Raw genomic sequence first — 14,171 nt, 5'->3', positions numbered from 1 at the left:
TTAATAACAAAGAGGGGGCCTGCGCTTCGCAAATTGAGTCAGCGCTTCATAAGCATAACCTAATTGTAACACACCAAAATCATCATGCCATCTTCCTACGATTTGCATTCCCACAGGCATATTATTTTCACCAAAACCACAAGGAACCGATAATGATGGATGTTCTGTTATTGTGATACACCAGCAAATTTTCATCCAATCAAGATACGAATCTAATCTTTTTCCATTAATTTCAGCAGGCCAAGGCAATTCAATATTGAAAGGATAAATCGATGTTGTGGGAAGAACATAGAATTCATACGTTTGCATAAACTGACGCATCTGCTCAAAAATTTGACCTTTCTTACGCTGCATTTGGACAATATGATCTACACTAAAACCTTGCATAAGTCGAAACTCCTCCAGAACCTCAGGCTTGATTTGATTCTTTTGAACCTCGTTGTGCATCAGATCATAATAAGTGGCTCCATATATCATAGCGCGCTCACAACGAAACACATTATCAATATCATTAAGAAAATCCGGATCAATTTCCTCTACAATACAACCTAGTTCTTCAAAAATCTGAGTTTGATTTTGGACAATTTTTTTAATCTCTGGATCTTGCAGCTCTCCACAGATATTTTTAAACATTGCCAAGCGGGTTCCTTTAAAATTTCGTAACAACGACTTGGAAAAAATAGTTTGGTCTTGCTCTATTGCAATTGGAGTTCTATCAGTGGGTCCACTAATGACCCCCATAAGCAAAGCCAAATCGGCAACGCTTCGTGCCATCGGCCCTTCTACTGACAAAGTTGACCAGGGTAATTTATTGGGAGTAGAAGGTACTCGCCCTGGAGAAGGACGCAATCCTACAACATTATTCCAGGCAGCAGGATTACGTAATGAACCGCCCATATCTCCCCCGCATGATAAAGGATTCATACCACAGGCCAAGGATACAGCGGCTCCCCCACTGCTTCCTCCAGCACTCTTGGTTAAATCCCATGGATTGGCAGTAGCTCCAAATACTTTATTATAAGTATGAGAACCCGCAGCAAATTCAGGAGAATTTGTTTTGCCTATTAGTATAGAGCCAGCAGCAGCTGTCCGCTCAACAATCAAGGCATCAAAATCAGGAATATTATTTGTAAAAATTGGAGAACCATAAGTAGTGCGAATATTTTTGGTAGGTGTCATATCCTTGTGGGTTAATGGTATACCATGTAACGGCCCTAACCAAGTTCCTTTCTTCCAAAGTTTATCAGCAAACTTTGCCTGTTTTAACAGCTCCTCTTCATTTAACAGAATAACAATAGCATTTACAAAAGAATTGGTTCGTTTAATTTGCTCAAGATGCGCCAACATAATTTCATGAGCAGAAACTTCTTTTTTTCTAATTAAATGAACAAGCTTGTTTGCATCGAAAAAACAAAGTTCATCTGAATTGCTCATCATTCACCTTTAGTAATCTATTTTCAAGTGACATCATCTATTAATCAAGGTATATAGACAATGATGTATTTTTTAATTATAGTCTAAGACCATAAACATATCCTACCTACCAAGGTTTGCCTCACCATCTAATGGCATAGAATAATGAGATCAATCTACGGTAAAATCGTTCTTCATTACGTTAAATTGCTTTACTATTACAGATTGAGAAGATTAGATTATCCATCCTTCATTAAAGTAATTTTTGACATAAATATTGATGAGTTAGCATATGGAAAATAAGAAAAAACGGGTTGTTGTCGCAACCGCCGGAACTTTTCTGGAATGGGCTGAATTTACTTATTATGCCTATATCGCAAATATTATCTCGGGATCGTTTTTTCCAAAATTGGGAAATCATCTGGGTTTGATAGCAACCTTTTCTGTTTTCGCGCTCAGTTACTTTTTCCGTCCTTTAGGAGCCCTCTTTTTTGGATATCTTGGAGACAAGATGGGACGTCGAGTTGCCCTGCAATCTTCTATTATGCTGATGGGGTTATCTTCACTATGCATTGGTTGTCTTCCTGCTTATGATAGTATTGGTATCTTGGCTCCAATTCTTTTGTTGATATTCCGATGTGTTCAAGGCTTTGCCGTGTCTGGTGAATTTAATGGCAGTGCGATCTATCTGATTGAACATGATTCACAAAAACCATGCCAAGCCGGAAGCTGGACTGGATTTGCTTCCGCATTGGGCATGATGTTTGGCGGATTGATGTCTACTTTAATTTATCTACCTCACATGCCTGAGTGGGCATGGCGTATCCCTTTCCTGTTAGGAACTTTATCCTGCTTTTGTGCGATGTATTTTCGTAAAAATCTGAGCGAATCACCGTCCTACCTCACACTAAGTAAAGAAAAATCATCCAATCCACTGAAAATTTTATTTGAAAATTATAAAAAACAATTAATTAGGGCTGTGTTATTAATAGCTGCATTAGGCATTTATATCTACATTATGAATGTTTATTATGCTTCTCATTTGGCAAAATACACTACATTGTCAGAGGCCCAAACCAAATTCGTTGTTACCTTAGGGCAAGGATTGGTTGTACTATTCATTGTTTTAACAGGAATGTATGCTGATCGAATTGACGAAAGACATATTATAAAAACCGGTTTGTGGGGGTATTTTATTGCGGCTCCTGTTGCTTTCCTGATCCCTCAAACCAATTCTTTTGCATTAATTCTCCTATCGCAGATTCCCTATGCATTATGCAATGCTCTGGTCGGCACACCAATTTTTAAACTATTGAATGATTTTTTTCCTACTCAGATTCGATATAGCGGTGTTTCTGTTGCATGGGGAGTAAGCATGGCTATTTTTGGAGGAACGGCGCCATTAGTTGCCAATTATTTACAATATTCATTCAAATTAACAATTGCGCCAATATTCTATATACTTTTATCTGCCAGTATTGCCTTGCTCGTTTTGCATGATAAAAAGAGTTACAAGATAACCTCCATAAAATTAAGATCAGATAATTGAATAAGCTACTTATCACCATTGCAAAAACATGTCTACGCAAGCATCTAATCAATTTGTGAAAATTGCTTCTTAATAGCCCCGATTGTTAGAGTCATCATGGCTCTGATTAAGAGACTTCTTTCAATTGTCTTCTCTTTTCGTGCCAAATTTCAAAAGCATTATAAACTGTAGGTACTACAAGCATATTTAAAACCGTAGAAGTCAATAATCCCCCTAATAGCACCTGCGCCAAAGGGCGCTGGAGTTCTTTACCGGCAGGGGAACCCCATAATAGGGGTATTAAGGCCAAAGCCGCTGTCGCTGCTGTCATTAACACGGGTACCAGGCGATCAAGGGTTCCCTGGATAACCACTTGTTCACGTTCTCGCCCCAGAGAGCGCAATTGATTATAGTGGCTCACTAAAATAATCCCATTACGTGCTGCAATCCCAAACAGAGTAATAAAACCAATCATGGCAGCGACACTCATGTCACCGCTGGCAATGAATAAAGAAACGACTCCACCAATCAATGCCAAGGGTAAGTTGAACATAACCAATAGAGCTTCCCTAAATGTGCCGAAAGCCTTATGAAGAAGTACCAACATAATAAAAACTGCCAGCGCACCAAAAAGAACAATCACACGAGATGCTTGTTGTTGGCTTTCAAACTGGCCGCCATATTGAACGAAATAACCACCAGGTAAGGAAATTTTTTCTTTAATCTGATGTTGTACTTCTTGAATCACACTACCCAAATCTTTCCCTTGCACATTAAAACCGATAACCAAAACACGTTGCACGTTTTCTCGATTAATTGCAAACGGTTGTGGCTCTAACTGAATATCAGCCACCGCGCGCAAAGGGATTTTTGTTTCTTGATTATTGGCCGCACCATGGGCATCAATCAGCATATTTTGAATAGCTTTAACACTATCCCGCTCTGTTTCACCCATACGCAAATACAAATCAAACGTCCTGTGGCCTTCAAGAATACTGGATACCGTCACACCATTAAGAAGGATTTGAATGTCCTCAGAAATTTGACCAATATTGACACCATAGCGAGCCGCTTTCTCCCTATCAATTTTAATGACCAGCTGAGGTACATTGATTTGCTGCTCTTTATTAATATCTACTACTCCCGGGACAGTTTTTAAAATGGATTCTACCGATTCACCCAATTCATTAAGGGTAGCAAGATTATCACCAAAGAGTTTCACGGCTACTTGCGCCCTGACTCCTGATAACACTTCATCCATGCGATGGGCAATAAACTGCCCCACATTAAATAACGCTCCCGGAATATTCGCTAAATCAGCTCGAATAGATTGTAACAATTCATCAGGAGACATGGTTTTATCTTTACCAAAATTCAGATGCACATCGAATTCACTAATATTCGGTGGTAAAGCATCTTCATCCAATTCACTGCGCCCTGCTCTTTGGGCAATAGAAATCACTTGCGGATATTTCAACAAAATCTTACTGACTTGCTTCCCCAAGCGCATGGATTCATTCAATGAAGTTCCCGGAAGAGTACTCATCACAATAATAAAGTTGCCTTCATGAAATTCAGGCAAAAAAGAAGTTCCAAAAAAAGGAAGTAAACTTAAAGCAAAAACAAAGGCTGCGATTGAGATGGCTACGACTGTTTTACAATGGACCAGTGACCAATTTAAACCAGTTAAAAAATGCTTTTTAAGCCAAATCACAAAGCGCGTTTCCGTTTGAGCCTGCTTAACCGTTTCCTCTTGTGTGCAATGATAACGCTCGTCTTCAGATAAGGCATGCACAGCCACTTTAGCATCCAGATTCTTTTCAGTCTTTCGAGCTAAAAGGAGATAGCATAGGGCTGGTACCATAGTAATAGAAACGACAAGAGAACCTAATACGGAGGCAATATAAGCAATAGCTAATGGGCTAAAAATCCTCTCGGGAATTCCTGACAAAAAGAAGATGGGTAAAAATACCAGGCTAATTATAATGGTCGCATAAACCACTGAACTGCGAATTTCCAAAACCGCATCAAAAACAATTTCAATCGCAGGCAAGGGGTTCTCTGCCAAACGATTAAGTCGTAAACGATGTACAACATTTTCTACGGTAATAATCCCATCATCCACCACCTCACCAATAGCAATCGCCATTCCTCCCAAAGTCATGGAGTTAATACCAAAACCGAAATAATGAAGAACCAAGATCCCTACGATAAAGGAAACGGGCATAGAGAGAAACGTAATAAACGAGGCTCGCCAATTCATCAAAAAAAGAAACAATACGGCAATCACAATAACAGCACCCTCAATAAGAGCTTTGGTTAAATTATGAATCGCTGATTCAATGAAATTGGCTTGGCGAAATACTTCCGTATTTAATTCAATACCTACCGGCAAGGATTTTTTTATATCAGCTAAAGCTTGCTCCACTTTAAGTGTTGTGGTTAATGTGTCAGCGCCATAAATTTTAGAAACAGTACCAATCACAGCATGTTCTGCATTGAAAGAAGCATCACCGCGTTTAATTTCACCGCCAAAAGCGACTGTGGCTACATTATTAACAGTAACAGGAACTCCCTTGCGGACTACAATCAGTGTTTTTTTTATATCGTCCAACGTCTTAATACGACCAATGGTACTCACGACAAATTCCGTACCCCCCTGATGTACGAAAGCGCCAGGTACATTTTGATTTCCTGTTGCCAACGCTTGACGAACTTCTTCGACTGTGATGCCATAAGCCAGCATACGCGAGGGATCAAGCTGTACTTGATATTGCTTTACTTCCCCACCCAGTGAAACTACTGAAGCAACTCCGCCTAAAGCTAATAGACGTGGACGAATAGTCCAATCAGAAATAGTGCGCAAGGTTTCAGGGCTTGCTGTTTGACTCACCAAAGCATATTTCAGCAACCACCCTACTGCCGATGTGACTGGCAGCATCACAGGTGAGGAAACGCCTGGGGGGAGACGGTTGACTACCTGTTGAATGCGCTCATTAACCAGTTGACGATTGAGATAGATATCCGTTTTATCATCAAATACCACGGTAATTGTTGATAATCCGACTGAGGTTTTTGAGCGAACACTGGCTACCCCTGGAGTCCCATTGATGGCACTTTCCAAAGGATAAGTGATTAATGTTTCCACATCTTGGGTTGCCATGCCTGGCGCTTGGGTTTGGACTACAACTTGAGGAGGGGCAAATTCAGGAAAAACATCTACCGGCATTTGCTTTAGAGTATAACCACCCAGCAAACAGAGAATAATCGTTAATGCCAAAATCAAGAGACGATTATGCAAAGACCAGGCTATAAGGCGAGTAAACATTTAATGATGCTCCTCTTGCCCTGATTGCAGTTTGCGACCTCCACTCAACCAAAGTGTATAAAGCTCGCGATTTCCTTGAGTAACAACGAGATCGCCAGGAACTAGACCACCAATAATTTCTGAGTAGTCATCCTCCACAGAGCCTACTTTAACATCGACTCGTTTGTAAGTGCTTCCATTTTGCACAAAGACAAATTGCTGGTTATCTGCTTGTAAAAGAGCAACATTCGGCACAGTGAGTGCTGCCTTATTGTGAGTTAAAATCACATTGGCCCGCACAAACATTCCGGGTTTCAGTAGCCCCTCCTTGTTATCCAAAGTAATTCGTACATTAACTGTACGGGTCAATGGATCAAGATTGGGTTCAATTAAAGTGACTTGACCCCGGAATGTCTGCTTGGGATAACTTAAGACATGAACATTCACTTCTTGCCCTACATTCACTTTACCTAAATCTTCTTCATACACTTGAGCTACGACTAATAATTTATCGCGATTACTGATATGAAAAAGAACGGTGTTTGGCTCGACAGCCTGACCTAAATTGATGTTCCTGGCATCAATGATACCAGCAATTGGGGCATTGACAGCAACGCTCGGTGGAGGATTTCCCACCAATCGTGATTGCACTGTAGCCAAGCGCTGTCCTGCCTTGACACTATCTCCCAAATTCACATCAATCGCTGTCACACTGCCACTAATACGAATGCTGACATCAGCTTGAGCATCAGGTAATAATTGAATTTGACCATTTAAACCAAGCAATTGTGCCATAGGACGATGGGTTGCCTGGACAACTTTGATATCAAGCATCCTGGCTTGTTCCGGAGTCAAATGAACCGGCCCTTTGGTGCCTCCTTCGCTTACTTCTATGTTTCCTCCGTGTGCAAAACTCACTTGCATGGGGGAAAGTAAGCCAAGAAAAAAAACAGTCATGATCATCATTCTAATTTTAAGCTGCAATCTCATTTGCTATCACCGTTGCTTTGATACTCTAAATAAGAGCAAAACCCATCTGTTTTTCCAGGACCAACAGCTGTACACAAGGCCACATAGACTTGTAAAAATTTTTCTAACGTATTGAGATAAGTGGTTTGCAAATCGTTTTGCTGTTTTTGCACTTGTAGCACATTTAAAAAAGAAATTTGCCCATTTTCATAAGAATCACGGGCCAATTTTACATTTTCAATAGTTAATTGAAGAGAAACACGTTGTGTTTCCTCAAGACTCTTACGTAATGCTTTGAATTGCTCATAATTACTGGCTATCTCCGTTGCAATACTTAAATCGAGGGCGCGTAATGACATAATCGCCTGAGTACCTGTATAACTTGCTTCTAAAATTCTCCCTTGATTTCGATTTAAAAGAGGGAGAGGAACAGACAGTGTAACACCCAAAGTACGATCGGCTGGTTGAGGAGGACCTTCTTCCACCACAATTTTATCCTGCTGAATACCAAGGCCTACTGTCCAATCTGCAAAGCGCTCGGCTTTTGCCAAACGGCGATCAGCATTGGCACGCTCAATCGATAACGCAATAGATTGCCGATCAGGGCGATTTTTAAGCGCCTGTGTTTTTAGAGCATCTAATACCGGGAGTTTTTTTGCAGCGGCAAAATCCATTTTAAGTGATAAAGAAGAGTTGGCTTCACGTCCCATTAATTGATTTAGTGTCGCATATTGACTAATACTAAGGCTATGCAAAAGATGTTTTTCTTGCACAATACGCAAATACTCAATGCGTGCCGCATTTTCATCCAATTTTGAAATTTCTGCGGCATGATATCGATTATGGATAACGTCAACCAACTCCTGGTTAATCCGTAATAAGTAATTGACTTGCTGTATGCGATGTTCTGTAATCACTGCCGTATAAAAGGCACTAGCCACTTTGGCACTGAGTTGGCGCTCAGCTTCTCTGATTTCTGTAATGGCTTTCAACACATCCAGACGTGCCACTGTCTTTTGTTTTGCAATACGTCCTGATATGGGAAATGCCTGGCTAAAGCCAGCACTGCGCGAATACTCTCCTTCATCAGTGAATAAACGATCGTCATTATTTGAAAGATTCAAGCTTGGATTAGACCAAAAGCCTGCTTGTAACAACCGGGCTTTTGCGATAGATACATTGTAACGCGCGGCTTTTAAATCCTTGTTGTTTGCTAAAGCAATTTGGGTTACTTCTTTAAGAGTCAAAGCGTTCGCCGCCGTTGCCAGAGAGGCATACAGCAGTAGCAGGACTAATCCATAAGAAAACTGCCAAACACGATGATATTCCATAAACGATAGCTCAAAAAATCTATCTATCTTCAGTCAACATGGAATCGAAAAAATAATCTGTGGCAGATGCAAGCATCAAGAGTAATGGACTGTGTTTTATTCGAAAGTAAGTCATCAATTAATACCTTCTTGTTATTGTTGTATGATTTATTTAGGACTTACGAAAAAACCCAAGGTTTAGGCAGGAAATGTTTTTAATGAGTGGATTTAGATAAACTAAATGACCGAATTAAAAACATTTTTTAACACAGAGATTGGGGTTTTTCGTAAGTCCTGTTAGTATCTCCCAGCAAATGTAATTACACAAGAGCAGTAAAATAATACAGTTACGTTTTCCTGATGCAGTTTTTAGCTGGGACCTCTCATCAATGAAGGGCTAATTACAGGTTGCTTGTCTTGATTTGCAGAGGATGTCATTTCCCTAAGTCTTGTTTTGATGCCAGATTGCTTTTCAATCAAATCAGATCCTGTAACTGGTGCATTAGATATTTCAGCCACTGATATTTCAAATGGTTTTAATAACAATTGAATCATGATTTCTTTATATCCAGAGAAAGTCTTAAGAGATTGCTCTGGGTTAAAATCACTTTTATTATTCAACTGCTTTAATAGGTTAATGGTGGAGGCTATAGAATTAGAGCGGGCAGAAGGATTATTCATTACATAAAAGTTAATTTGATTTAAAAATTGCTGCACATCTTTTGAGAAGCTTTTGAAGCTTAATTGTGAGTTTTTCTCATTATCCTCAAACAATTTATTGATTTGTGCTGTTAGAAAATCATAAGCCGCTCTGGCCAACTTTTGATTGGTTTTATCATGATTTAATGCGGAGCAGATATTATCCAGATAATCAAAAAATACTTTAAGACGGTATTGGTCTGCAAGAGGCAAGCTTTCTTTCATATTTAAAAAAACTTCTTTAGATTCTCGAATTTCCCCCAAGAGTTGTTGCTTATTCATTTGATCCTTGTAGGCCTGTAAATTCGAAGCCTCGCTTTCTGTTTTGGAAAACTCATTTCTTTTCAAAACAGGATTCAAGTGCTTTAGATATTCATTGTAATTCATTTCAATGGCCAACTTTAAAGCTGAAATACAAGTGTATTCACTGTTCAAAATTGTATTTAACTTTGCTTCGACCAGATTTGGGTAAAGTATTCGTCTGGCTGTCGGTTCATCAGACCAATAACTTGATGCATTAAATTGATTTGTTTCATTAGTTGTAAACAAAAGAGATACCATGTCCCTAGCAATTAAAATATCCTGCGCTAAAAAGCGTTCATCTGCTACTTTCATCTCTCCTGCATCAATGATTTTTAATCGCTTACTCTCTTCGTTATATAAAATATTTTTGAAAGTTAAATCGCCATGGACAAAGTCTTTGTTATGCAGATTTTCTAACTCAGTTAAAAATGAAATGGCTAACTCCATTTTGTCTGAAAATGTCAATTTTTGAAGTGAGTCTATGTCCTCAAGAAGCTCTTCCAAAGTACACCCTTCTTCTTTTTGCATGAAAAAACCTTGGCTTCCTCCTTGCAAATTGACTAATTCTGCAGCTGAATTACCTGATAAAATCGAATAATTGACAGATTCCTGTTTTATTAGCCCCTCGGCATTGCTAAAATTTCGATATAAAACCTTCAGTACATTCTCTTTAGGGAAAATTACCAATTCATCATACATTAAATACATAGCATGATTACTCTGTCTCACTTCGCCTTTGGTTCCGCTCCCTATCTTTGGACCATTTAAAATTAAAAACTCAGTAATACCATCATGACGTTGATTCTTGTATATATCATGACTCAAGAGGAACTCTATTTCATTTCCATTTTCATCGTTTAGCGTGTAATGATGTTTAGCAAACAATGCGGACTGACTGGAACCGGACAATAAATATTGCTTAATTAACTGCGTTAAAATTTCTTTATCTTGAGGTAAAGGTTGTTCCTTCAAATTTATGTAATAAACCATAACGCTCTCCTATAAGCCAATTAGCTGCTTATATTTGAGCATATTGATAAATATTAATATAATTAATTGTTTTGATATGTTTTATTAAATTTAGTTATATCTATTATTTTTCAATGAATTACTGATGATTTGACGTCTTTTTATGAGCAGTTATTTATTTTGATAAATATCAAAAAATATTATTAACAATTCCTATTCATAATACTGTTTGTTAGAAACAAACTGTTTCCTTAACTATAATTCTATTGATAAAGAAAAAGATATAGTCGGTAAATTCCAAATTGTAGTTTTGGGCTTATTCAGTCACCCTGGATAGGAATATAAAAAGTTAATTTGGATTTAATGAAAAATGGATCTTAGAAAAATTAATCTCAATTTGTTATTGCATCTTGATACATTGCTAAATGAGCTCTCAGTATCAAAAGCGGCTGAGAAATCTTTCATGAGCCAGACTGCAATGAGTCATATATTAAAACAATTACGTGATATATTCGATGATCCTTTGTTTATTAGGAAACCTCACGGGCTTCAACCAACACAAAAGGTGCTTGATCTGGCCCCAAAAATTAAAAAATTTTTAAATTACTCCAATGATATTTTTGAAGAAGATACTTTCAATCCAGGAAATGACAATTTATTTTTAAAGACTGCATCAGTAGGTACTGGAGAATATTTTATTTTACCCAGGTTATGTGCTCATTTGGCTAAAAATGCTCCGAAATTTGTATTAAAGATTTCTTCACTGTCAGAGTACTTGAGTCTCGAGTATTTATTAATGTCCGAATTAGACTTTGCAATAGGACCAGGCTTTGTTGAAACGGGGAATAACATCATCAGAGAATTATTGTTTGAAGAGGAAGCCTTGTGCGTCATGCATAAATCTCATCCACTCGCAAATCAGGAATTAACTCAAGATATGTACTTGCAAGCTGAACATGTTGACATACAATTTAGTTACATGGGAAATGAAAATATACTATATAAAGCGTTACAAGGATATCATCAAAGAAATATCAAAGTGATAGTGCCCAATATCATTAGTGCATTGGAAGTGGTTTATCATACGAATTTGATTACAACTGTACCGAGAACTCTAGCTGTTACTTTCAAAGACAGATATCAAATTGAACTACATCCTTTCCCTTTCCCTAAAAAGACATTTTTAGTTAACTTTTACTATCATAAACGATTATCAAATCATAAACCGCTGCAATGGGTGTTGGATGTAATAAAAAAACATTGTTGCGTCAATCATTAAGCTTAAACAAATTGATATTAAGGAGAAAGCAGATTCTTCTCCCAATTGTTTTTTATAAAACAATATTCTACGACATCGGACAATTCATCCGTTCTATAAGTATAAAAAACCATGCGTGTGGGAATGATTCTGAAACCACAATAATACTCACTCATAGGCAATGACTTATCGTGAAACTGGGAATTCAATATTTTTCTTTTATTTTCAATTAGTTGTTTGCTTGGTATAACTTGTGATGAAGTAGGCGCATAACTATGAAATCTGATTTGCGCGAAAGGCGGATAGGTATCCCAGTATGCTTGATTTTCGCTTTCCGATAATGGCCTGGCTGAACCGTCTATCATGACTTCTCTTTCAAATAACTCAAACCAAAAAGTCAGAGATACCATAGGATTATAGGTCATTTCGACAACCTTTCTGGTTCCTCGTTGGGTAAAAAATAATAAACCTTGCTCATTGATTTCGCGAATAGCGATAACACGCCCATGGGGAATAGAATCTTTGCCTGTCGTAGATAATGTAGCATGTTGTGGATTAGGTGCTCCTCTTTCCAATTCCTCAGAAATCCATGTTGTTAGAAAGGTAATGGGGTCGTTTCTGGCCATAACTTGAATACCTATTGTAAATATTTTCTGGCGTTAATAATGATATGGACTAGCGATGTCTCATTACGTTGGTGAATATTGTGAGCCATAATTCACTTGCAGTCGATTAGCAATAGGTCTTTTATAACAAATCTTAACTACCATTATTGTCGAATTCGATTTGTTGATAATCCCTGATTTGCTCGTTCAACTCTTCTATTTGATCCAGAATTTTTAAAAACTTTTCTCCAAAAGAAGTCACAAAGTACTCAACTCTGGGGGGTATCTCATGAAAGGTATTTCTGCCGAGAATCCCAAATTCAATATTCTTCCGCAGGCATTGGTTTAAAACTTTTGTTGATAGTCCTTCAACGCTTCGTACCATTTCCCCTGGTCGATTGATTCCATTTCGTAAAAGAGAATAGATGGTCAAGGACCACTTACAACCATAGATAGCCTCTACCATTGACGCTGTCTTAATGGGAGCTTTTTTTTGTATTAATTTTTTTTCATCCATTTCAATAATTTGTACCATAAAGTACTTAGTGAACTGAAAAGTGCTTACTTTTTTTAATATTGTAGATCTTTCATACTGGATTGGACAGTGTTTTAATGAATCAGGAGAATACATGTTCAATCAAAATTTAGCTATTATTATTGGCGGCTCTAGTGGTATGGGCCTTGAAACTGCAAAAAAACTTTCAAGTAACAATATGGAGCTGTTAATTACCGGAAAAGATAAACAAAAACTTGAAAATGCTGCAGCAGAAATACAAAAACTGGAAGCAAAAGTAGACATTTTAGTTCTTGATCTTTATGACAAAGAGCAGGTATTCCAATTTATAAGTAGTATGAATGATGAAACTCGAAGAGTAAAATATCTTGTAAATGCCGCTGGTTATTTCAAACCCATCACTTTTTTAGAACATGAGGAAGAAGATTACGATCGTCAGGTTAATCTTAATAAGGCGTTCTTTTTTATCACCCAGGCCGTAGTAAAAAACATGAAAAAAAATGGAGGGGGTAGTATCGTCAATATCGGTTCGATGTGGGCGAATCAGGCGGTTAAAGCAACTCCCTCCTCTGCTTATTCCATGCAAAAAGCCGGACTTCATTCACTAACCCAACATTTAGCTATGGAGCTTGCTGAGCACAATATTAGAGTAAACGCCGTGGCACCAGCAGTGGTAGCCACTCCTATCTATAAATCATTTATTGATGAAGAGAGAATCGAGGAGTCGTTACAGGATTTTAATAAATTTCATCCTATCGGCAGAATCGGTAAGGCAACAGATATCGCTGATGCAATCGAATTTCTTTTGTCTGATAAAGCAAGCTGGATCACGGGAGAAATTATGAATGTCGATGGAGGCGTGATGGCAGGAAGGAATTAATCAGCAAACCTTATCCAGATTTATGCCTGGGAGCATCAATAGAAAAAGATTGATTTTTATGGATAACGTGAGTTATGGATAAGACAGCCATTATTTTGAATCGTTCGGGCTGAGGAGGCATTTATGCCGTCTCAAAGCCTTGTATGGAATTTAATGTTTCGTGCCAAGGCTTCGAGACGATGCTTGCGCATCTCCTCAGCCCAAACGGACTCCGGATATTGACTGCTTCTTATATAATCCCTATCCAGAGCCCACATCAGATAAATCTGAAACAGGGCATTAAAAATCAATCTTTTGCTATAGATATTTTGACAGGATTCAATAGCATTAAGCGTTAAATCAGGGAATTGCGCTGCTGTAATATTCAAAATCATAATAACCTGTCTTCACATCCCAAAACTTACACTAACTTGATT

The 14,171-nt window shown here is 38.1% G+C and carries 11 protein-coding genes; 3 read left to right on the top strand and 8 right to left on the bottom strand.

Annotation, left to right across the window (positions count from 1 at the left end; translation table 11 throughout):
- On the bottom strand, positions 1-1,434 hold the full coding sequence (locus OQI99_RS01800; RefSeq protein ID WP_265731221.1) for an amidase: 1,434 nt from the start codon (positions 1,432-1,434) through the stop codon (positions 1-3).
- A gap of 271 nt (positions 1,435-1,705) precedes the next feature.
- Between OQI99_RS01800 and OQI99_RS01795 the strand changes: the two genes are divergently transcribed.
- A complete protein-coding gene (locus OQI99_RS01795) occupies positions 1,706-2,962 on the top strand; it encodes an MFS transporter (RefSeq protein ID WP_265731220.1) in 1,257 nt (418 codons plus the stop codon).
- A 106-nt stretch (positions 2,963-3,068) separates the two neighbouring features.
- Here the strand turns inward: OQI99_RS01795 and OQI99_RS01790 are convergent, their stop codons facing one another.
- The 4 genes from OQI99_RS01790 to OQI99_RS01775 all read right to left on the bottom strand — a co-directional run bounded on the left by OQI99_RS01790 (position 3,069) and on the right by OQI99_RS01775 (position 10,519).
- Complete coding sequence (locus OQI99_RS01790; protein ID WP_265731219.1) at positions 3,069-6,269, bottom strand: efflux RND transporter permease subunit; 3,201 nt, start codon at positions 6,267-6,269, stop codon at positions 3,069-3,071.
- Positions 6,270-7,238: an efflux RND transporter periplasmic adaptor subunit gene (locus tag OQI99_RS01785; protein ID WP_265731218.1), complete on the bottom strand. Its 969-nt coding sequence runs from the start codon at positions 7,236-7,238 to the stop codon at positions 6,270-6,272.
- Positions 7,235-8,548: a TolC family protein gene (locus tag OQI99_RS01780; RefSeq protein WP_265731217.1), complete on the bottom strand. Its 1,314-nt coding sequence runs from the start codon at positions 8,546-8,548 to the stop codon at positions 7,235-7,237. Before OQI99_RS01780 ends, OQI99_RS01785 begins: the two co-directional genes overlap by 4 nt.
- Positions 8,549-8,896: 348 nt before the next feature.
- Positions 8,897-10,519: a serine/threonine protein kinase gene (locus OQI99_RS01775; RefSeq protein WP_265731216.1), complete on the bottom strand. Its 1,623-nt coding sequence runs from the start codon at positions 10,517-10,519 to the stop codon at positions 8,897-8,899.
- Positions 10,520-10,868: 349 nt separating this feature from the next.
- Here OQI99_RS01775 and OQI99_RS01770 point away from each other — a divergent pair, with 349 nt between their 5' ends.
- The gene (locus tag OQI99_RS01770; RefSeq protein WP_265731215.1) at positions 10,869-11,777 is read left to right on the top strand and encodes a LysR family transcriptional regulator; all 909 of its coding nucleotides are present in this window, start codon (positions 10,869-10,871) and stop codon (positions 11,775-11,777) included.
- A gap of 17 nt (positions 11,778-11,794) precedes the next feature.
- On the opposite strand, the gene OQI99_RS01765 is transcribed toward OQI99_RS01770, so the two are convergent.
- Together OQI99_RS01765 and OQI99_RS01760 are read right to left on the bottom strand one after the other, a co-directional pair.
- Positions 11,795-12,382 (bottom strand): pyridoxine/pyridoxamine 5'-phosphate oxidase, encoded by a 588-nt coding sequence (locus OQI99_RS01765; protein ID WP_265731214.1) that lies wholly within the window; start codon positions 12,380-12,382, stop codon positions 11,795-11,797.
- 133 nt (positions 12,383-12,515) lie between these two features.
- Positions 12,516-12,896 (bottom strand): winged helix-turn-helix transcriptional regulator, encoded by a 381-nt coding sequence (locus OQI99_RS01760; RefSeq protein WP_061512803.1) that lies wholly within the window; start codon positions 12,894-12,896, stop codon positions 12,516-12,518.
- Between the two features lie 94 nt (positions 12,897-12,990).
- On the opposite strand from OQI99_RS01760, the gene OQI99_RS01755 reads away from it, so the two are divergent.
- The gene (locus tag OQI99_RS01755; protein WP_265731213.1) at positions 12,991-13,755 is read left to right on the top strand and encodes an SDR family NAD(P)-dependent oxidoreductase; all 765 of its coding nucleotides are present in this window, start codon (positions 12,991-12,993) and stop codon (positions 13,753-13,755) included.
- Between the two features lie 131 nt (positions 13,756-13,886).
- Here the strand turns inward: OQI99_RS01755 and OQI99_RS01750 are convergent, their stop codons facing one another.
- Positions 13,887-14,129: a hypothetical protein gene (locus tag OQI99_RS01750; RefSeq protein ID WP_265731212.1), complete on the bottom strand. Its 243-nt coding sequence runs from the start codon at positions 14,127-14,129 to the stop codon at positions 13,887-13,889.
- Positions 14,130-14,171 lie beyond the last annotated feature (42 nt).

Origin of the sequence: Legionella sp. PATHC039 (genome assembly GCF_026191275.1) — a bacterium.
Lineage (GTDB): Bacteria > Pseudomonadota > Gammaproteobacteria > Legionellales > Legionellaceae > Legionella > Legionella pneumophila.
Note: the sequence above shows the minus strand (reverse complement) of the source record. Positions and strands in the feature narration are given on the sequence as shown.